Below are 20,357 nucleotides of genomic sequence, written 5' to 3' on the forward strand. Positions count from 1 at the left end.
TTGTAGGGGCTTTTTTTAATATTGTTGCAGCGAGGTGTTACCATTTGTCGACTTCTTCCCCGGTGGGAGTATGCGTACCAGAGGTGGGAGTATGTCGTACTTCATCTTCGACGGTATCATCGACGGCAGTTTCCTGGTAGCCGCCTTCATTTTCCTGGACATTATCGTGGTTATAAGCATCGAAGTCGAAGTCCGGCATCAATTCCGTCTTGACATAATCCACAGCCTCCGTCAACGCCTTCAGGAACTTATTGAAATCCTCCTTGTACAGGAAGATCTTGTGTCTGTCGTAACCATCCTCATTAAATTTCTTACGGCTTTCGGTGATAGTAAGATAGTAATCGTTACTCCGGGTTGCCCTCACATCGAAGAAATACGTCCTGCGTTTGCCAGCCCTGATCCTTTTGCTGTAGACGCTTTCCATTCGTTTGTCGTTGTTTTCGTACGCCACAATAATTTTGTTTTAATTTCTAATTAAGCAGTCACAAATATAGTATTGTTTTCGAATTAGCAAAATTTGCCCACATAATTATAGCACCTAGTCAAGGCAAATTGTTTTGTCCGTAAACGTACACTAAGCCGGGCTGTTCTCAGCCTGTTGCTGCTCATAGAGATAGGTGTAATACCCATTGAGGGCTATTAACTCCTGATGGGTGCCGGTTTCTACGATCCTGCCTTCTTCCAGAACGACGATGCGATCGAAATCAAAGAGGGAAAAGATGCGATGGGTGATGATGATAGCGGTCTTGTGTTGCAGATATTGGTATAAATTGCCAAGTATTTCCTTTTCAGTCTTAGCATCGACAGCTGACAAACAGTCGTCAAATACAATGATCTCGGGGTCTTTGATAAGGCCCCGGGCGATGGAGATACGTTGTTTCTGTCCGCCGCTGAGCGTTACCCCCCTCTCTCCTATCATGGTCTCATAACGTTCGGCGAAGCCGTCGATCTCCTTGTCCACGCTGGCATAGCGGGCGGCGACACGGACCTTGTCCTCATCGGTGTGATCGAGGCCGAACTGGATATTGCCGGAAACGGTGTCGCTGAACAGAAAGACGTCCTGGGGCACATAGCTGATCTGGCGGCGCAGGTCCTGCAGGTTAAGCTCTCGCAGATCGGTGCCGTCTATCAGTACTCTACCCTTATCGGGGTCATACATGCGAAGCAGGAGTTGGGCGATGGTGGTCTTGCCGCTGCCGGTTCTGCCGATGATGACCACTTTCTCCCCTTTACGGATCTCCAGATTAAAGTCGGCCAATGCGTGGATACCCGTATTCGGATAGGTAAAATCCACTCCCTGGAAGCTGATATTTCCCTCTAGCGGCATCTTCCTGGCATCCGGCGCGTTGCGGATAGCTGGCACTGTTTCCAGAAACTCATTCAAACGCTTTTGAGAGGCGGATGCCCGTTGGACCATGCTGGCCACCCAGCCGATGGCGCTGACTGGGAAGGTGAGCATCGTGATATAGATGACGAATTCGGTGATGGTGCCGATATCGGTGTTATGACGGCCGTAGATGACATAGAGGCCGCCGATCATGATGGTTAGCAGGGTGCTGAGGCCGATCATCAGGCCCATGGCGGGGAAATAGATGGCTTCCACCTTTGCGAGGTTGACGGCATTTTTACGATATTCTTCGCTGTTGCGGCTGAAGAAGCGAAGCATCGCTTTCTCCTGGACGAAGGATTTGATGACCCGGATGCCGCTGTAGGACTCCTGGGCATTGGTGGTAAGGTTACTCAGCAGGGCCTGGATATGCTCGCTTCGCTTGTGAATGATCGTGTTGACATAATATATGGTGATGGCGAGAATGGGCAGCGGCGTCAGCACATAGAAGCTGAGCAGGGCATCCTTGCGGAGCATAAAGAAAAGGCTGAAGCCGATGGTCACGAGCAGGTTGGCTAGGTACATCACGGCGGGACCGGTAAACATCCGTACACGGCTAACGTCTTCCGCCATCCTGCTCATCAGGTCGCCCGTGCTGTGGGTCTTGTAGAAATTGGCATCGAGCTGCTGGTAGTGGGCATAGATCTCGTTCTTCTGGTCGTATTCGATATGCCTGCTCATGACGATGATGGTCTGCCGCATCAGGAAGAGAAAGCCGCCGCTGATGAGGGCAAGCACCAGCAGGGTGATACCGCAGATGACAATTTTCGTGCTGAAAGCAGCATTGTGGACGTCCATACTGCTGATAAACTTCCGGACAAGGATATCATAGTTGGCAGTGTCCTTTGCGTTGGTGGAGGCGGCGGAAGGGGCTTTCGCTTTGGCGGGGGGCATGGCAGCCCGGCCCGACGATGTTGCCGGCTGTCGGGCTGCGGCGGCAGAGTCCCGGTGGTTGAGGCTATCCCGCAGTTGGCTTTCGACGGAGTTGACGACATAGCCCGTCACCTGCGGAGTGAGGATGCGGAAATAGTTGGACAGGATGATGAACACAAGGCCCAATAAGAACCGCCACCGATACTTCCAGAAATACTTGTTTACCGCCTTTAAGTGCTTCAAACCAAAAATTTAAGCAAAGTTAAGAACTCGCACCGAAAAAATTTGGCCGTTCATGTAGAGACCCTAATTTTGCGCCCGGAGAGATGGCAGAGCGGTCGATTGCGGCGGTCTTGAAAACCGTTGAGGGTAACACCTCCGGGGGTTCGAATCCCTCTCTCTCCGCAAGACCAAACCAATGTCCCCGCCCCCGGCGGGGCATTTTTGTTTGAAGAAGACGCGCGAGCTTGCAGTCATCGTATCACCTCGACCGTGCCCTTATACGTCTGCCGGGATCCCGTGGCAAAGCGCATCACCACAACATACACGTACGTCCCCGGTGGAACAAACGACCCATTGATCCGGCCGTCCCAGCCTACGCTCGCATCCCCTGGCGCCACATTATGCGCCCGGAACACCGCCTGTCCCCAGCGGTTGAATACAGCAAACGTCTCGACTACACTATTCACGGGTCCGCCCAGGACGTAAAAGCGATCATTCCGTCCATCGCCATTGGGGGTGAAAGCATTTGGAAGAGCCAGCGGCGTAAACACATCAACCAGTACCGTCGCCGTATCGCCGCAGCCGCCGTTCGCTTGCACCATCAGCGTATAAGTGATCGTCGACGGTGGATCGGCCACCGGGTTGGCGATCGTACTGTCCGAAAGCCAACTGCCGGGCGACCACGCCCAGGTATCGACGGTACCGCTGATCACCGGATCGAGCGTGAGACTGCCGCCGTAGGGAATGGTAAAGATCTGACCCGGCTGGATCACAGGCGGAATGCTCACGGTCACCGGAATGCTGTTGGACTTCGCCAGCCCGCAGACATCGTCGCTGGTGATCAGACAGGTCACCACATCCTTATTGGAGAAATTGGATCGCGCAAAGGTGCTGCTGTCATCGCCGGTACTGTCGCCGTTCAGCAACCATTGAAAAACCGGATTGGCTGAGCCGTTCATCACGGTCGCGGTGAAGGTAACAGACTGGCCCTTGCAGATATTTGTCTTTGGCGCGGCGGCGATCGTCACGGAAGCCGAACCCCGCGGATCGATGCTCAACGTAATGATGTTGGAAGTGTCGGCTACCGGCCCGGCACAGCCGGCCTGGGCGGTCATGATGCAATACACCTGGTCTCCATTGGCAAACAGGTTGTTGGAATAAGTAGTGCTGTCTCCTCCCACGGCCACCCCGCTGACCTGCCATTGATAAACCGGAGCGGTCCCGGGATTGATCGGTGTGGCTGTAAAACGGATCGGTGTGCAGACCGGCGTACTGGTCGCCGTAGCCGCAATCGAGATCGAGGGCGGACCGGTACTGGGCGCATTGACATGGAAGGTGTCGGACGTCACGGTATAGCCCTGGATGTCGGTGACAACCGCATAGTAGGATCCGGTGTCGGTCGGAGTGAACGCCGAATCGATGGAGGTGGTGCGTTTGTATTCGTAGAGATTGGGGCCGGGGGTGCCGACTGAGGAATTGTTATACCCCAGGAAAATATTTCCGTGGCTATCCATGGTGATCGGGATGAGACCACTCGTATTTTTCTGCAAGGAGAAACTGAATAGTTGCTGACCGGCAGCGGCGCCAGGGGCCCATTTTTCTACGAAGGCGGTGTTGGTGTAATAGTTGAAACCACTCAGGTAGATCGTATCGTTGCCATCCAAATAGAACTCAGAGATCAGCCGGCTATAGTCCCATGTACATTTTCCCGGCACCGCGACAGTCGGAGCGGCTGCACCAGGGGCAAGCTCCATCACGGAGTTGCCCATCCTGAAAAATAGTTTTCCCGCCTGATCCATATGGATTGCGCCATATCCCCAGCCATACGCGCTACAATTCGCCCACGATCCGAAACCGTTCTCTATGATGGTGGCGGTTGCAGCACCGGGGGTATAACGGTACATCTCGCCCTTATTGGGATTGTAGAGATAGATATTCTTTTGACAGTCGACGAAAATGCTGGAGGCCGGAGTGGAATCATGGGGGATCGCCGAAACGGGCATCACCGAAGGGATATCCGGTGTCCGGAGGGAAACGGACCCGGCCGGTACTTTCCATACGAGGGTGGTGTCGCGCGAGAAGAGGGTATTCCAGGTTGCAATGAAGACATTGCCGGCCGCATCGACAGACATACCCGTGCTCGTCCCGTCGGATCGCGCAACCGTAATATCAGCTATTTCGCTGGACTTACCCAGCACCGTTGTTTTTAGCAGGAGGTGGAAATCATACAGGATATAGATATTATCGGAATCATCGGTTCCGAGGCGAAGATCACCCAGGTCGGAATGTATGCTATCTACCGCCAGGAAGATGGGGATCTGTACGGGTTTGGTTGAAAGGGACTGCGTGCCGGTGACCGTGCTGACGGGCCGGCCGTTCTGGTACCAGGTGATCTTCTGCAGGGCATGGGTGGATGTAACGATGAGCGCGCTGCCGACGCAATAGTCTTTATTGGTGCGGAGGGTGGCTTTGTACCCGCACTGACCCGAAACGGCGTGGGAAAAAAGGACACAACCGTGAAGAAAGATAAGGTAAAATAGCGTTTTGGTCATCCTTCCGAAGATACGATCCAGGCCCGCCTACGCGATTACTTACTTGTCTAATGAAAAGTTAAACATCTATTCCTGATCGAGCCCGGCATTAATATTTACCAACCTCTCCCTTTACGGAACTGAATATCTTTTGGGAATTGAAGCCCACGCCTTGTTTAAACACCCAGGTGACCTTCCTGATGTTTTCGATATGCTGAGAAATATCCCCATCGATGACCACCAGGTCGGCAGCCTTGCCGACCTCGATGGAGCCGATCTTATTTTCCAGTCCAAGCGCCTTCGCGCCATTGTACGTGGCGATGCGTATAGCTTCTATTGGGCTGAACCCCGCCTGTGTCAAGAGTTCGATGGACTGCTGTGAGCCGTATCCGGCGAGGGTAGCACCACTGCCGGTGGGGTCGGTGCCAACGGTCAACAGACCGCCGGCATCCGAAAACATCTTTTCCATCTTCATTTCCTCCAGCATGGCTTTGTTGCCTAAGGAGTTGCGCATTTTGTTGTAGACGTTAAGGAACATATTCCGGGTATCGGGCGACATCGCCTCCAGTACTTCGGGACGGATCGTTGTATCCAGGGTAGTCATGTTGTAGATGACGGCCAGGGTGGACGTCACGATCACCTTTTTGTCGACGAGGAATCGGATCAGGTCTTTTACTTTCGGCGAATCCGCGGATGCGATGGGTGCCGCAAAAAGTGGACAGGCATTCTCCTTTTTGTTAGGGACAAAATCTGTGGCCACAGAAAAGCCATGTTCCAACTGATCAATACCCATTTCCGCCGCCTCGCGGTAAGTAACAGCACATAAATGGCCCGTCACTTTTAGTCCTTTGGCGTGGGCCTCGTCTATTGCGGCCTTCAGCGTAGGCTTATCCACGAACATATATCCTTTGAATGAAGTGCAGCCCTGGCTGGCCCAGAAGTCGACAAAAGCTTTCGCCTCTGCGGGCCCGCTCAATTCATGCATCCCGGGGAAGATGCTGCCTTTCCCTTCCAGATAGGGCGCGGTCACATCCATTTCCGGTCCGAGGATCTTGCCCTGATCGATGTCCCGTTTGAGATTCAGGTCGGAATAGGGCTCAACGCTTCCGGCTGTGCGAACAGTCGTTGCGCCGCAGGCCAGGTATAGTTTTGGGAAAGTGAACGGCAATTGCTTGACATGTAGATAGGTGAAGTCGGCGGAGTAGTTTGCATAGTACATGTGTTCGTGCAAGAGGACAAATCCGGGCAAGAGGGATTTTCCGGTCAGGTCGATGACGGTGCTGCCGGAAGGGGGTGGAAGTTTTTTGCTATCTGCTACCGCAGTTATTATGCCGTTGCGGACGATCACCGTTTGGTCTTCCAGTACCTTCAGGTTTTTTACATCGGCAAGCCTGCAATGGGTGAAGGCAATGAAGGAGGAATCGTAATCGATGTATTTCTTTACCTGTGCTGAAAAGGAGGTTTGGGATATCGCCTGCAAACCGATGAGCAGGTAAGATCCGGCAAGGAGAAGTTTTTTCATGCGGTTGTCATTTGTTGGTGACCAGGGTGAGTAAACCATAAGAAGCCGATCGGTTGCAAATATACGTGCAGCCGATCGGTTTCGCAAATTTTTTTTGAAGAGGGTTGTTTACTCTCTGTAGATCAATTTGTTTTGAGATGATCCTTCAAGCCGATGTGGTGGTTACAATCATCAAAGGGTAAGCTTTCTTTCGAAACTCGCAGAGACCGTTTCTCCCCATTTGGAAAGTGCCACCAGTACTTCTTCCGGTCCATCGGAAGATTTAACCCGGAACGGGCTTGTATGGTATGCTACTGTACAAACTACTTTTTGAACATCAGAAATATTTAACACTTCAACAATCTCCCTTAAACCAGAAGGACGCGTTATTTTTTTCATCCACACTGGAAACAAATATTGCCATTGAAGCGTGGTATCAGGTAAGATGGCTACTTGTTCAGGTTCAAAACGGCTAAAACTAACTTTTATATCCTGCGGCAGCTCTTTTTCGTATAGACCGATAGATAAGGTACGGCTGCCTTTATCATAATCAATATTTCGAGGCCGCTTCAGCACATAATATATCAACGTCTTCGAACTATTCTTCAATGTAATGATGACCTGCACTTTGCCCTCAATGTACCTGCTACTTTTTTCTACCTGCAGGTTAACATCTTCAATGGTGATGTCCGAGCTGTTCAAATTTAATTTCATTTTGTAGAAACCAGCCTTCAATTTTCCAATTGATCTTCAAACCCGGACATTCTGCTGGATCCAATTTTATCCCTGACTATATGCGGCTGTCGCATTAGTAAGGCCGCCACCACATCCAGATTTTTGCATTGCATATAGACCCTGTCTAATATGGCGTATTCCTTGTCCGTCCAATATTCGAAAGCGCGGGGGTAGTTTTTTCTGATCGATAGTTCCTGCGTTGTATATATTTTGTCTGTCCTTACCGGCAGCATCTCTACATTCACGCTTTCTTCCTGCAGCAGCCGAGAGATGTCTTCCTGGCTCATAGCCGGCTTGTGGATGATCGTGGCCTGTTTCCCGGTATTAGCCGAATTGCCTGCCTTTTTTATCGAGGTATGGAAATGCCATTCATTTTCTCCTTTGTCATTTGTCGTGAAAGTACATTGTGGTATAAGTTGAGAAAGGACATTGGCGTCTTTAAGTTTTTTCAAGAACTGCCGGAAATGGTATCCATTGTGACGGTCTTTTTCAATCAACCCTTTTCTGGCAAGTATCTCATATACGTCTGTGCTTCTTGCGTCCTTCATGCCGGTCTGAAGGAGAAACTCCTGTATCGCCTCGCCTATGCGTTTTGCTTTTTGGAAGTCTTCGTGTGAAAGGTCCATGGTATAAGGTTTAATAAAGATAAAGATCGTCTTTTCAATTCTACTGGAACGAACTTGCTCGCCCTCTGGCCGGGATCATCCTGAAGATACCCGAAGAAAGATTGAGCGCTACCTGTAGAATACCAATTCGTCTTATTCTACTCACCATCATTAGGCTCCCAAAGTTCAACCTTGTTGCCTTCAACGTCAATAATATGTACAAATTTGCCGTATTCAAAAGCCTCAATGTTGTCTACAACCGTTACTCCTTCACTTTTAAGTAGCTCAACAAGAGCTTCTAAATTCTCGACTCTATAGTTGATCATATAGTCTTTTGTTGAAGGCTCGAAATATTTTGTTGTTTCAGCAAATGGACTCCATTGAGTAGAACCTTTTTTCGTTGGATCTGCCTCTTGTCGCCACTCAAAACTTACTCCCCACTGGGTTGTGTCAAAACCTAAATGAGTTTTGTACCATTCTTTCATTTTATTGGGGTCTTTGCATTTAAAAAAGATGCCGCCAATTCCTGTTACTTTTTTCATTTTTGTTGTGTTAGAATAATTATATATTATCGTATACACGAAAATAATTAAAAAAGGGCAAAGACCTTCTATGGGTAACAAAACAAACCATCGCCTGGTTTGAGGATTAATTTTTTAAGCCATCCTTTACGGAGATATACATTCTTTGCGCAATTTTGTATCGCTCAAAGGAGGAAAACCATATGAACACCTACGCAATTTGCCTTCAGGAGATCGATAGAACAAAACGCATGGCTGCAGGCGGCAAGGGCGCCAACCTTGGCGAACTGTCCAGTATCAAGGGGATATTGGTGCCCGATGGTTTTTGCGTCACCACCGAAGCGTATAAAAAAATAACCGAAAACGATCAGCAACTCAACAGCCTGCTGGATCAACTAACACGCCTCAAGCCAGACGAGAGAAAAAATATCAGCGAGATCAGCGCAAAGATCCGTATGGCCATCGAAAGAACGCCCATTTCTACGGATATAGCAGAAGAGATTGCGGGTACGCTCACAAAGTTTGGTGAAAAAGCTGCTTTTGCCGTGCGGTCGAGCGCTACGGCGGAAGACCTGCCAACGGCATCCTTTGCAGGCCAGCAGGATACCTATTTGAACATCATTGGCAAGGAGGCAATCCTAAAGCATATCAGCAAATGCTGGGCATCGCTATTCACCGAGAGGGCGGTAATCTACCGCCTTCAAAACGGCTTCGACCACCGCAAGGTTCTCCTTTCTGTGGTTGTTCAAAAGATGATCTTCCCGCAGGCGGCAGGAATTTTGTTTACTGCCGATCCAGTCACTTCTAATAGAAAGGTGCTGTCCATCGATGCCAGCTTCGGACTTGGCGAGGCGCTGGTCTCCGGACTGGTGAATGCAGACATCTATAAAGTGTGTGAAGGCAAGGTTATCGATAAGAAAATATCTGCCAAGAAGCTGGCTATTTATGCGGCAAAAGATGGCGGTACGAAAGAACAGGAGATCGAACCTTTGCAGCAGAACAGGCAAGCCCTGACGGATGAGCAGATCTTGCAGTTGGAGTGCATCGGCAGAAAGATCGAAGAACATTTCGACCACCCCCAGGACATCGAATGGTGTTTGGCCGATGATACGTTTTATATTGTCCAAAGCCGGCCGATCACTACTTTATTCCCCATCCCTGAAGCAAACGATCGGGAAAATCACGTTTATATATCCGTCGGCCATCAGCAAATGATGACCGACCCCATGAAACCATTGGGAATGTCTTTATGGCAATTAACAACCGCCCGACCCATGTTTAAAGCCGCGGGAAGGTTGTTTGTTGATGTCACAACTAATCTTTCTTCGGCTTCCGGCAGAGAAATGTTACTAGAGGTGATAGGACAACACGATCCGCTGATAAGCGACGCACTTATGACGATCATAGAGCGGGGAGATTTCATAAAATTGCTACCAGAAGACAAGAAAGTCCAGAATCCCTTTAAGGCACAAATCGAATATGAGCCGGCAATCGTCCCTGATCTTATAAAAAATAGTCAAACCTCGATAAACGAGCTAAAAAATAACATCCAAACCAGATCGGGAGCGGATCTATTTGATTTTATCCTGGAAGATATCCAGCAAACAAGGAAGATATTATTTGATCCACGAAGTTTTGGGGTGATTATCACCGGCATGAATGCTTCAGCATGGATCAATGAAAAAATGAAGGAGTGGCTTGGTGAAAAAAACGCAGCAGACACCCTTTCTCAATCTGTACCCCACAATATTACTGCGGAAATGGGTCTGGCCCTATTGGATGTCGCGGATGTGATTCGCCCTTATTCTCGGGTAATTGATTATTTACAACAGGCAAAAGATAATAACTTTTTCGACGGGCTCGCTAAGCTTGATGGTGGACAGGAGACCCTCGACGCTATCTATGCTTATCTGAACAAATATGGAATGCGATGCGTCGGCGAGATCGATGTTACGAAAACCCGCTGGAGCGAAAAACCAGCTACACTCGTCCCTATGATCCTCAGCAACATCAAAAACTTTGAGCCTGGTGCCGGCAAGCGGAAATTTGAACAAGGGCTAGAGGAAGCTTTGAAAAAGGAACAAGAGCTATTACGTCGATTGGCGCCCTTACCGGATGGTGAACAAAAAGCTAAAGAAACAAAACGAATGATCGATCTGATCCGGAATTTCAGCGGTTATCGGGAATATCCAAAATACGCCATCATCAGTCGCTACTTCGTTTATAAGCAGGCCTTACTAAAAGAAGCCGAACACCTGGTACAAGCCGGAGTCATCCATGAAAATGAAGATATATTCTATCTCACTTTTGAAGAACTGCGCGAGGTCGTACGCACAAATAAGCTGGATTACCCCATCATCAGCAAACGAAAGGACGAGTACAAATTATTCGAAAAGCTGACTCCCCCACGCGTTATCACCTCTGACGGTGAGATCATTGTGGGTAAGTACAAACGGGAATATCTCCCCGCCGAAGCCATTGTAGGTCTACCTGTTTCTTCCGGAGTCATAGAAGGACGGGCACGTGTCATCTTAAACATGGAAGACGCCGATCTGGATGATGGCGATATATTAGTCACCGCATTTACCGACCCAAGCTGGACACCCTTGTTTGTATCGGTAAAAGGCCTGGTCACCGAAGTCGGTGGGCTGATGACCCATGGAGCAGTTATCGCCCGTGAATATGGCTTACCCGCAGTTGTCGGCGTGGAGAATGCCACCAGGCTGATCAAAGATGGTCAGTGGATCCGGGTGAATGGAACGGACGGATATGTAGAAGTACTAAAAGATCGGTAATTTAGGGATTCCATGGAATCCCTTTTCGCTTTTATAAAGCAGATGACTACCCTCTCCGACGAAAGCCAGGATGCGCTTGCGGCCGTCGTGCGGCGAATGGACCTGCCCAAAGGCAATCGCCTGCTACGTCCCGGTGCGGTGTGTCATTATCTTTACTTCATCGAAAAAGGACTCACGCGAACGTGGTATCTGAAGGACGGGAAAGACGTCACCGACTGGATCAGCGCCGAGGGTTCTTTCGCCGTCTCGATCATCAGCTTTCTCACCCGTCAACCCGACAGGCGGGGCATCGAATTATTGGAGGACTCTACCTTCCAGGCAATCGCCTATACCGATCTCGAAAATCTTTATCGGCAATACCATGACATCGACCGGCTTGGCCGCCTCCTGCTTAGCCACGGGATCATCCAGCTACAGCAACGATTCGACGATCTCCACTTTGCCACCGCCCAGCAGCGCTATCAGCAATTGATCACTACCAATCCTTCCCTGGTGAACAGGGTTCCCCTCGGGATGATCGCATCCTTCCTCGGCATCACCCAGGAGACGCTTAGCCGTATCAGGGCGCAGCATTCCGGTTTTTGATATATGTCAAAAGAAAGGCCGGCTCCCTGCCGGAGCTTTGTGTCATTAAAATCATCGTTTATGAACACCATGCTCTGGACATCCCAGCTATTGCTGGCAGCTGCTTTTCTTTATTCAGGAATCAATAAGACCCTGCTTTCCGAACAACAATTGATCGCCCGGGGACAGACCGGTGTTGCCGGCTACTCGGCCGGGGCTATCCGGTTCATCGGCGTCAGCGAAATATTGGGCTCCATCGGACTTATTCTACCCTGGTGGACAGGTATAATGCCCTTACTGACACCCGTTGCTGCCGCTTGTTTTGCGGTGATCATGCTAATGGCAGCCCCTATCCATATGCGGCTCAAAGAGAAGAGGAACGTAGCGACCAACCTGGTGCTGCTGGGTCTTTCGCTATTCGTGGCTTTAGAAAGAGGGTTACAGTTATGAATGCCTACACCGGCATCCCCGCATGCTCGGTCATGTATTTGACAAGGCTGTTCTTGATATGGTCGTCCCAGCCCGCCTGGCACTGTCCATAGCATTCTGCTTGCGGTACGAGACCAAGATGCGTCATGTCGATACGGGTCGAATCGCCATCCGCCGAAACCTCCCAGACAACGCTGGTGCCCGTCCACTCGTGTTTGTCCTCGATAAAATCCAGATAACAATCCGTCACATACCATACTACCCTCTTCCCCGGGATAAGTTCGGTGATCTCAAATGTGACATTGGTAGTGCCAAATCGTACGGTAAAGACGTCATGAAGGGCGGTCGAACTGCCTTCGAAGTGCTTTGCCCACCACGCCGGAACATTGGCGATGCTTTCAAAAGCTTCTTCAGCGCTGATGGGTGCAGTGATGCTGCAATGGTAATCCTGCTGTTGCATATTGTTTTGTTTTATTGATGAAAAAATTCAGTGCGTAATGACATTGACAATATCTGCATTCTTGTTCCGCAGATCGAGCCCACCTTCCAGCACGGATTTGAGATTGGTGAGATAGAATATCCACCCTTTCGAATCCCCGACATAATGCTTTCTCATCGTCTCTTCGTCTGTCGGCAGATTGCTTTCGATGAGTTCGACAATGGTCTCATTTTGTTCGGTATAGATCGAGATGGTTACGGGACAACCCTTGGAAAAAGAAAAACTAAAGAGATTCCTGCCGTTTGCTTTCAACACTTTTCCCTTTATCGCCATGGTCTCGGGATGTCTGTAAAAATAACAGGCATATTCATCGCCTCCCTGGGCCAAAGAATCGCCCGACCGTGCGGCGCCGGCCTCATCGGTGAAGGTTACTTTTCCCAGGAACCAGGAATCGAGACCCGAAGCGGATGCCCAGGCCCGGTAAGCATTTTCGACGCTTGTCCGGACGTTGACGCGGAGTTTGAACTGACTGAAATCTGCTGGTGGTAATTGTGCCATTGTCCTTGTTTTTGACAAAGCTAATCCCCGGGGCCGGGAAGGGGTTTATCGGAAATGGATAATTTTCGGCTTATTGTTCGGCCCTTCTGAATTGGGAAGGGGGCTGGCCGAAGCGCCCCTTGAAGAGAATACTGAAAGAAAAGACGCTCTCAAAGCCGATGGTCTGACAAATCTCATTGATAGTCAACTCCGTAGACTCCAACAACTGCTTTGCTTTCTTCAATTTCAGATCGATGAGGTATTGGTGAGGGGTAATGTTATAAACCTGTTTGAACATCCGGAGAAAATGCTGGCTGTTCATCGCAGCTACGACCCCGATGTCTTCCAGGGTGATCGCAGCATTATAATGAGCATCCATCCAATCCCTGGCGGTAGAGATGCGTTTGAATATCTCCAGCCGGGTAGATGCTTTTACGGCCTGGACGTTTTGCGAATGCTTATACGCTTCCTGGTTCTTCCGCAGTAAATTCTCGAACATCTCCCGGATGATCATATCCGCCTGCAAGGAAGCAAAACTGCCGCAACTGTCGCCCAGGACGAGGAGGGAAGCAACAACCTGGTGCAGTTGCTCATCTACGTGAATTCGTTCCAGGTAGGAAAAATCGAAGGGCAGGCTGTCGAAGGGCTTTTCCAGCAAAACCTCACCCCCGTAAATAAGACTGTGCAACACCAGGTCGGGCAGCTTGGAATGGAAGAACAGCAACACGGGAGCCACGCCCTTTTCCGTAGTCCGGATGGCCAGCCTGCTTCCCCGGGAGATAAAGAAGACCTTGCCGGGGTCGACCTGGTTCTTACCGCCGTTGACATAGTAGTTGCAATTCCCTTTTGTCGTAGCCAGCAGCCCGATATTGGCGGGATGTTCCGGGCAATCATAGGAGCGTTGTAATTCCTCGAAGAAAAGGAAATGATCGGAATAATCCGGCGGTATTATCTCATTGTCAACATTAAATGATTTCGGTAGCGGCTGGACGAACATTGGCTGAAATTCCTGAAATTTACCAAAAACCTTGGACTATGATCACATCCTCTACAAAAACCATCGGTATCGTCGGCCATGTCTGGACATTGGAGGCAGGTGAGGCGCTGAAGACCATCGTCATCGAAAATGGTAAGATAAGTCGGATATTGGATGGCAAAAACCCCGTGACGGATATTCCAGGCATCACCCTGATAGAACTCGATGATAACATCACCCTTTTCCCCGGCCTGCTCAATCTCCACACGCACACTACTTACAATATCCTACCCATTTGGGAGAGCAAGACCATCTGGAAAAACCGGTTCCAGTGGCGCAACAACAAAGACTATAAACAGGACATCGGCGGTTTGCTGAATTATATAAAAGACAATTGGACCAATGACGCGGACGCCCATTTCGTCTCTTCGTTCGTGCAATCGGTGCACGCTACGCTGAACAAGCAAACACCCGCCGCATCCGCCGGCCAGGACGCCCTGGTGCAGGCCGCGCTTTCCGCGGTGAATACCGCCCATGCAGTCATTTCCGAGATCCAGGCAGTAGCAGGAGGCACCACCCTTATACAGGAAACCCTGAACCTGGATAATGAAACCCCCGACGACCGGTCGTTTATTATCCGCAACACGGGCGATGACAACGGTTTACAGATACCTGCGACAAAAGACATCTGGTCGGTCATCGACTTTTATGCTCCCAATGTCGTACCCAAGGGCACGCCGGACGAGGACACGAGCACCTGGCAACCCGTCAAACAGCCGCCCTACACCGATTTTGTAAAATCGGTCAATAACAACAATGCCACCTACTATTCCTCGCTTGTACACGTAGGGGAAGGCAAATCGGGTTTTGTAAAAGGCAGCACAAGAGACCCCTATTCAAAAAAGGAGATCGACCTTTTGTTCCAGTCGTTAAAAACCGACATCACAGCCCCCGGCAACCTTTCCAAGGCCAACCTGTCGCTGACCCATGGCTGTGGCATCGATCTTTCGAACGACGCCGTGCTGGATTTCATGCGCACCCATAATATCAGCCTGGTCTGGTCGCCGGTATCCAATCTCCTGCTTTACCAGGATACAATCGATGTGCGAAAGCTGCTGGACAAGCAGATAACCGTTTGCCTGGGTTCCGACTGGAGCCCAAGCGGGAGCAAACATGTCCTGGATGAACTGAAATTCGCTAAATATGTAAACGATCTGTTCAAGCTTGGCATCAGCAACAGCGAGCTTTTTAAGATGGTAACCACCAACCCGGTGAAGACGCTCGGCATTTCCGGCAATGGGGCGATAGGAGTGAATTACAATGCCGACCTGTTTGCCCTTAGAAAGAAGAACAAGACCGACGACGCGCTCGACGCCTTACTGGCAAGCACCGATAGCGATGTCGATTTTGTCATGGTCAACGGCAGGATCGTATTCGGACTTGTGTCCTATTTTAAAGATCAGCTGCAAGTAGATTTCCAGGGCTTTGCCAGTACAGAAGGGAATGATGCGGCCCTGAGAGGGGTGAGTATAAACTCCGGTCTCCAATTTAACCTGGCCGGTTCGTTAACCATAATAGACACGCTGCTACAGCGCTACTGTTCGACCGTGATCAACAAGCCGCATCTGAAGCGGACCCGGTTCCTCGCATCTGACGATACGGTGTATCAGCACAATATTAATGCGTTAAAAGCAACATTGAATAAGCTGTACTCCTGACCAACCGATGGCGCTACCGGCCGCGATCTCAGTTCTCGCAGAGGCCCTTTAGCTTATTCAATCCGTCGCTGAAGGCCCGGTTCATGTTCTTTTCGATGACCCCGAAGAGTTTCAAGATGTTCATGGGATAGGGCGACGAGCTTTCGATGCCCCAGCTGACCCGGGTGGTAGATCTTTCCGGAGAAAGGATCACGTAGGCATCACCCTGTCCCTTAAAGGGACGGATAAAATCTATCCTGGAATCTACCTCGGCATTCGGCAATATCTTGGTGATCGTCTGGCTGCCCGCACCGACGTTCTTTACGGGACTATCCCAGGAAAAGCTGGCGCCCGGGGTACCGTCGGTGCCACTGTACTTTACCGTGAGATTAGGGTCGCGTTCCATCCAGGGATTCCACCGGTTGATGGCCTGGAGGGTACTGACATTATTCCATACTTTTTCCAACGGGGCATTGATGAGAATGGATTTTTCATAATTCCAGCGCCTGCCGACAAAGGCGGCGATAATAAAGAACAGGGCGATGATGCCCAATACAATGTAAAGTGCAATCATAAAACAACCGTTTGTTTTACTAAATATATAAAATTCCCCGGAAACGTCTACGGAATTACTCCTGTGGTCGCTACACCTTTTCCCGGCCGTCCCGAATCGATACTTTTGTAGCGTGACAATCAATTACAAACTGATCATCCAGGTATTGATCTGGAGCATCCTGCTGCTCCTGCCCTACCTCATCTCCAGTCCCGCCAATCAATATAGCATCGGGGTGATACCCGGCCCGCTCTTTACCATCGTGACGGTCGTCCACATGGGTCTGTTCTATACTCATTCGCTTTATCTCTATCCCCGGTTCTTCAACCGGCGGTACTGGTGGCTGTACATTCTTTCCGTACTGGTGCTTCTCTGGCTGTCGCTTTGGCTGAAATTCTCCATCACGGAGACCTGGTTCCCCGCAGTACTAAAACATCATCGTGAGAGCTATGGATTCCTCATCGGCGGGTCGATCGACATTTATTTCATCAGCATTGCCTATAGCCGCATCATGCAACGGATCCAGCTCGAACGGCGGCAAAAAGAATTGCAGGCGGCGCAGCTGGCTACCGAACTGAAATTCATGCGCAGCCAGATCAGTCCCCATTTCCTGTTCAACGTCCTGACCAACCTGGTTTCGCTGGCCAGGAAAAAATCCGAGCAGCTGGAGCCCTCGCTCATTATGCTGTCCGATCTGATGCGGTATATGCTGTACGACACGCAGGGGAAAAAGGTAGAGCTGCGCACCGAGATCGAATACCTCAACAATTATATCGAATTGCAGAAGCTGCGTTTTGGTAATGAAGTGATAGTAGACACCCACATCGAGGCAAACGGTTGGGAGCAACACTATACCATCGAGCCCATGCTGCTGATCCCCTTCGTCGAGAACGCGTTTAAACATGGCGTGAGCTCCCTGTCCCAGCCGCGAATCGTTGTCAGGCTGTCCGTAAAGGATGAATGGATGCACTTCGATGTACGGAATACTTTTGATGAAGGCTTTTCTGCCGGCAAGGAAGAGAATACAGGGCTGGGGCTCAACAATGTCCGTACCCGGCTGAACCTGCTTTATCCCAAGGACCATACCCTCACCGTCCGAAAAGAAGACAACTGGTTCCATATTATTTTAACTTTGAAGCTGATATGATGCGCTGTATGGTCATAGACGACGAACAACTGGTTCGCGAACTCCTGGAAGACAACATCCGGCAGGTGCCCTTTTTGCAATGGGAAAAGAGCTGCCGGAATGCCCTTGAAGCTATGGAAGCCATGCAGACGACCCCGGTCGACCTGCTTTTCCTGGATATCCAGATGCCCAGGGTGAATGGCTTGCAATTCCTGCAGACCCTCACCGACCCTCCGCTGGTAATCCTTGTCACCGCTTATGAACAATATGCGCTGGAAGGGTTCAATCAACGGGTGGTGGATTACCTGCTGAAGCCATTTAGTTTCGAGCGATTCCTGAAGGCCTGCAACCGGGCCGAAGAACTGTTCCGGCTGCGACAGAACGACAGGGCTTCCGTCCCTGTGGAAGATTTCTTTGTCAATGTGGAATATGCGCTGGTGAAGATCGTCCCCGCCGATGTCCTGTATGCTGAAGGGGTGAAGGATTATGTCAAGATCTATCTCACCACTTCCGCCCGGCCGGTGCTGACGCGTATGACCCTTAAGGCGCTGGAAGAGAAGCTGCCGTCGCCGGCCTATGTCCGGACGCACAAATCCTTTCTCGTGTCGGTGAAGAAGATCACTACCGTCAAACGGGATTTTGTCTGCATCGGGGAAAAAGAGATCCCTGTGAGCGTTTCCTACAAAACGAATATTACCCGGCTATTGAAATAAAAGGCGTAAGCAGAGCGGTGATGCGCTTATATAATTCCGCAAACTCGAAGGGCTTCGTCATATAATCATTCATTCCCGACTCAAAACAGCGCAGCTGTTCGCCTACGAGGGCGGTTGCCGTCATGGCGATGATGGGCGTGGATAACAGTAGCTCGTGCCGGATAACGCGGGTGGCCTCATAGCCATCCATGACAGGCATCTGGAGGTCCATAATGATCAGATCGTAGGTTTCCCCCTGCTTTAGAACTGTCAGTGCTTCTTCGCCGTTGCTCACTAATTGTACCTGCCCCCCACCCTTTCTAAGCACATGATCTATGAGTTGCCGGTTCACCTCGTTGTCTTCGGCCACCAGGATCCGCTTACCCACCAGGCAGTGGCTGTAATCGGCCAGGACGGCGGTTCCGGAAGCGCTGTCCATAGTAGCGTTGTTGTACCCGTAGGACAGGCGGAACTGGAAGGTAGTACCTTCCTTCTCCCTGCTTTTTACCTCGATATCCCCGCCCTGCAGCTGCAGCAGCTGCTGACAGATGGCCAGGCCGAGGCCCGTGCCGCCATAGCGCCGGGAGATGTCGAGACCAGCCTGCGAGAAATGCTCGAAGATATGCGGGAGGCTGGCCTCCGGTATGCCGATGCCCGAGTCGGCAATGGTAAACCGCAGGTTCACCTGGTCGGCAGTACGCTTCAGTGCATTCACCTCTACCCGTATCCAGCCCTTTTCGGTAAACTTGAGGGCATTGCCGATGAGATTGACCAGCACCTGGTTGAGGCGATAGGGGTCACCTTTCAAGACCTCGGGAGTGGACGGGTCTATTTCCACCTCCAGCTCGAGGCCTTTCTTGGCGACGCGATGGGCGAACATGGCCTTTACATTATCCAACACATCCTTCAGCCGGAACTCGATCTTTTCGATGGCAAGCTTACCGGCCTTTATCTTGGAGAAGTCGAGAACGTCGTTGACGACCACCAGCAGGTTGTTGACGCTCCGCTTGATGGTCCTGGCAAACTCTTTCTGCTGATCGTTGAGTTGGGTATCCAGCAAAAGATCGGTCATCCCCTGGATACCGTTCATGGGGGTGCGGATCTCATGGCTCATATTGGCGAGAAACATCTCCTGCATGCCTTTTGCATTCAGCGCCTCACGGGTGGCGGCGATCAGCTGTTGCTGATAGTGGACGCGGTCGGTGATGTCCGCGGCGATGCCGCCGATGCCGATGAGCCGGCCGTTAGCATCCAGCAAGGGGAATTTGACGTTGAGCAGGTGGATATTGCCGCCCGGGCCGGGGAAGACCTCTTCCATCTCCAGGGCTTTCCCGGCACGCAACACCTGCTCATCGACGGCTTTGGAGTGCTCCGCTTCCGCCGGCGAAACGATATCGGTAGCTTTCCGGCCAATAATGTTCTTAGTCTCTTTATTCACTACTTCCGCGAACCGGCGGTTTACGATCACATAGCGTCCTTCCAGGTCTTTGATAAATATGACGGAATTGGTGTTCTCCAGAATGGATTCCAGCCATACCTGGTTCTCCTTCAACTTGCGCTCGGCCTGCCGGCGGAGTAGCATATCCTTGTTCAGCCGGATAAGCATAATGTCGATGAAGAGGAAGGCCAGGAGAATACCGCAAATGAACAGGAGGTTACTTTTCCGGGTGGCGCTGTGACTTTCGGCCTGGCGTTGTACAAGCAGGCCCTTTTCCTCATCCATCATGGTGTCGAGCGCGGCAGTGACGCCGGCTACGGAAATGCTGTCGGCGCCCGCATTCAGCCTGTCGAGAGCCGAAGACAGCAGGATGACGCTTTTTTGTTGTACCGCGTTGTCCCCGGTAAGCGTTTTGAGCTGGTCGACATCACTGGTCATCGCATGCCTGTAAGCCGGGCTCAGCGGCGGGCAGGAGAGCGATTCCCAGGTGGTGAGCCGTTGCCTGATGTGGGAAATACGATCGATCACCGAATAGGTATGCCCTACCCAGTCAGCCGTATGATCAATTTTCTTCTTATTGAAATACAGGAGGAATCCGATGAGGCACAAGGAGAAAAGGGAGAAGAAGAGCAGCCAGGCTATTTTGCGAATAAACACTATTCTTCCATTAAAGGCACTTATCATGTATCGGATTCTTGATAATGGTCAAAAGTATAACGTAGAAAAGGACGTACAA

18 protein-coding genes and 1 tRNA gene are annotated in these 20,357 nt (G+C 50.6%); 7 read left to right on the forward strand and 12 right to left on the reverse strand.

Annotation, left to right across the window (positions count from 1 at the left end; genetic code table 11):
- Nucleotides 1-37: 37 nt before the first annotated feature.
- Both IEY39_RS03045 and IEY39_RS03050 read right to left on the reverse strand, forming a co-directional pair.
- The gene (locus tag IEY39_RS03045; protein WP_188928406.1) at nucleotides 38-451 is read right to left on the reverse strand and encodes a DUF3276 family protein; all 414 of its coding nucleotides are present in this window, start codon (nucleotides 449-451) and stop codon (nucleotides 38-40) included.
- Nucleotides 452-574: 123 nt separating this feature from the next.
- A complete protein-coding gene (locus IEY39_RS03050; RefSeq protein WP_229688746.1) occupies nucleotides 575-2,503 on the reverse strand; it encodes an ABC transporter ATP-binding protein in 1,929 nt (642 codons plus the stop codon).
- Nucleotides 2,504-2,580: 77 nt separating this feature from the next.
- On the opposite strand from IEY39_RS03050, the gene IEY39_RS03055 reads away from it, so the two are divergent.
- A tRNA-Ser gene (locus IEY39_RS03055) sits at nucleotides 2,581-2,665 on the forward strand.
- A 68-nt stretch (nucleotides 2,666-2,733) separates the two neighbouring features.
- Here the strand turns inward: IEY39_RS03055 and IEY39_RS03060 are convergent.
- The 5 genes from IEY39_RS03060 to IEY39_RS03080 form a co-directional block, all read right to left on the reverse strand.
- Nucleotides 2,734-5,034 (reverse strand): T9SS type B sorting domain-containing protein, encoded by a 2,301-nt coding sequence (locus tag IEY39_RS03060; RefSeq protein WP_188928407.1) that lies wholly within the window; start codon nucleotides 5,032-5,034, stop codon nucleotides 2,734-2,736.
- Between the two features lie 88 nt (nucleotides 5,035-5,122).
- Nucleotides 5,123-6,535, reverse strand: coding sequence for an amidohydrolase family protein (locus IEY39_RS03065; protein WP_188928411.1), 1,413 nt, complete (start codon nucleotides 6,533-6,535; stop codon nucleotides 5,123-5,125).
- A 171-nt stretch (nucleotides 6,536-6,706) separates the two neighbouring features.
- Nucleotides 6,707-7,216: a hypothetical protein gene (locus tag IEY39_RS03070; protein ID WP_188928412.1), complete on the reverse strand. Its 510-nt coding sequence runs from the start codon at nucleotides 7,214-7,216 to the stop codon at nucleotides 6,707-6,709.
- Between the two features lie 29 nt (nucleotides 7,217-7,245).
- A complete protein-coding gene (locus tag IEY39_RS03075; RefSeq protein ID WP_188928414.1) occupies nucleotides 7,246-7,875 on the reverse strand; it encodes a hypothetical protein in 630 nt (209 codons plus the stop codon).
- Between the two features lie 137 nt (nucleotides 7,876-8,012).
- Nucleotides 8,013-8,396, reverse strand: a complete 384-nt coding sequence (locus IEY39_RS03080) for a VOC family protein (RefSeq protein WP_188928416.1) — start codon at nucleotides 8,394-8,396, stop codon at nucleotides 8,013-8,015.
- A 182-nt stretch (nucleotides 8,397-8,578) separates the two neighbouring features.
- Here IEY39_RS03080 and ppsA point away from each other — a divergent pair, with 182 nt between their 5' ends.
- From ppsA to IEY39_RS03095, 3 genes are read left to right on the forward strand one after another with little or no spacing between them, the layout of a single operon-like run.
- Nucleotides 8,579-11,170 carry a phosphoenolpyruvate synthase gene (ppsA, locus tag IEY39_RS03085; protein ID WP_188928418.1) on the forward strand — a complete coding sequence of 864 codons (2,592 nt, stop codon included), beginning with the start codon at nucleotides 8,579-8,581 and terminating at the stop codon, nucleotides 11,168-11,170.
- 12 nt (nucleotides 11,171-11,182) lie between these two features.
- Nucleotides 11,183-11,755 carry a Crp/Fnr family transcriptional regulator gene (locus IEY39_RS03090; protein ID WP_188928420.1) on the forward strand — a complete coding sequence of 191 codons (573 nt, stop codon included), beginning with the start codon at nucleotides 11,183-11,185 and terminating at the stop codon, nucleotides 11,753-11,755.
- A gap of 60 nt (nucleotides 11,756-11,815) precedes the next feature.
- Nucleotides 11,816-12,184 (forward strand): DoxX family protein, encoded by a 369-nt coding sequence (locus IEY39_RS03095; RefSeq protein WP_188928422.1) that lies wholly within the window; start codon nucleotides 11,816-11,818, stop codon nucleotides 12,182-12,184.
- 4 nt (nucleotides 12,185-12,188) lie between these two features.
- Here IEY39_RS03095 and IEY39_RS03100 read toward each other — a convergent pair whose 3' ends face one another.
- The 3 genes from IEY39_RS03100 to IEY39_RS03110 all read right to left on the reverse strand — a co-directional run bounded on the left by IEY39_RS03100 (nucleotide 12,189) and on the right by IEY39_RS03110 (nucleotide 14,136).
- Nucleotides 12,189-12,623 (reverse strand): SRPBCC family protein, encoded by a 435-nt coding sequence (locus IEY39_RS03100; protein ID WP_188928424.1) that lies wholly within the window; start codon nucleotides 12,621-12,623, stop codon nucleotides 12,189-12,191.
- A 27-nt stretch (nucleotides 12,624-12,650) separates the two neighbouring features.
- Complete coding sequence (locus IEY39_RS03105; protein ID WP_188928426.1) at nucleotides 12,651-13,160, reverse strand: SRPBCC family protein; 510 nt, start codon at nucleotides 13,158-13,160, stop codon at nucleotides 12,651-12,653.
- A gap of 70 nt (nucleotides 13,161-13,230) precedes the next feature.
- Entirely contained in the window at nucleotides 13,231-14,136 is a 906-nt protein-coding gene (locus IEY39_RS03110; protein WP_188928428.1) for an AraC family transcriptional regulator, read from the reverse strand.
- A 38-nt stretch (nucleotides 14,137-14,174) separates the two neighbouring features.
- On the opposite strand from IEY39_RS03110, the gene IEY39_RS03115 reads away from it, so the two are divergent.
- Nucleotides 14,175-15,833, forward strand: coding sequence for an amidohydrolase family protein (locus tag IEY39_RS03115; protein ID WP_188928433.1), 1,659 nt, complete (start codon nucleotides 14,175-14,177; stop codon nucleotides 15,831-15,833).
- Between the two features lie 28 nt (nucleotides 15,834-15,861).
- Here the strand turns inward: IEY39_RS03115 and IEY39_RS03120 are convergent, their stop codons facing one another.
- A complete protein-coding gene (locus tag IEY39_RS03120; protein ID WP_188928435.1) occupies nucleotides 15,862-16,386 on the reverse strand; it encodes an SRPBCC family protein in 525 nt (174 codons plus the stop codon).
- A gap of 112 nt (nucleotides 16,387-16,498) precedes the next feature.
- Here IEY39_RS03120 and IEY39_RS03125 point away from each other — a divergent pair, with 112 nt between their 5' ends.
- Nucleotides 16,499-17,512 carry a sensor histidine kinase gene (locus IEY39_RS03125; protein WP_188928437.1) on the forward strand — a complete coding sequence of 338 codons (1,014 nt, stop codon included), beginning with the start codon at nucleotides 16,499-16,501 and terminating at the stop codon, nucleotides 17,510-17,512.
- Nucleotides 17,509-18,204: a LytR/AlgR family response regulator transcription factor gene (locus IEY39_RS03130; RefSeq protein WP_188928439.1), complete on the forward strand. Its 696-nt coding sequence runs from the start codon at nucleotides 17,509-17,511 to the stop codon at nucleotides 18,202-18,204. Before IEY39_RS03125 ends, IEY39_RS03130 begins: the two co-directional genes overlap by 4 nt.
- Here IEY39_RS03130 and IEY39_RS03135 read toward each other — a convergent pair.
- The gene (locus IEY39_RS03135) at nucleotides 18,185-20,305 is read right to left on the reverse strand and encodes an ATP-binding protein (protein ID WP_188928441.1); all 2,121 of its coding nucleotides are present in this window, start codon (nucleotides 20,303-20,305) and stop codon (nucleotides 18,185-18,187) included. The two genes, IEY39_RS03130 and IEY39_RS03135, sit on opposite strands and share 20 nt — an antisense overlap.
- Between the last annotated feature and the right edge of the window lie 52 nt (nucleotides 20,306-20,357).

The sequence above is a fragment of the Puia dinghuensis genome (assembly GCF_014642875.1).
Lineage (GTDB): Bacteria > Bacteroidota > Bacteroidia > Chitinophagales > Chitinophagaceae > Puia > Puia dinghuensis.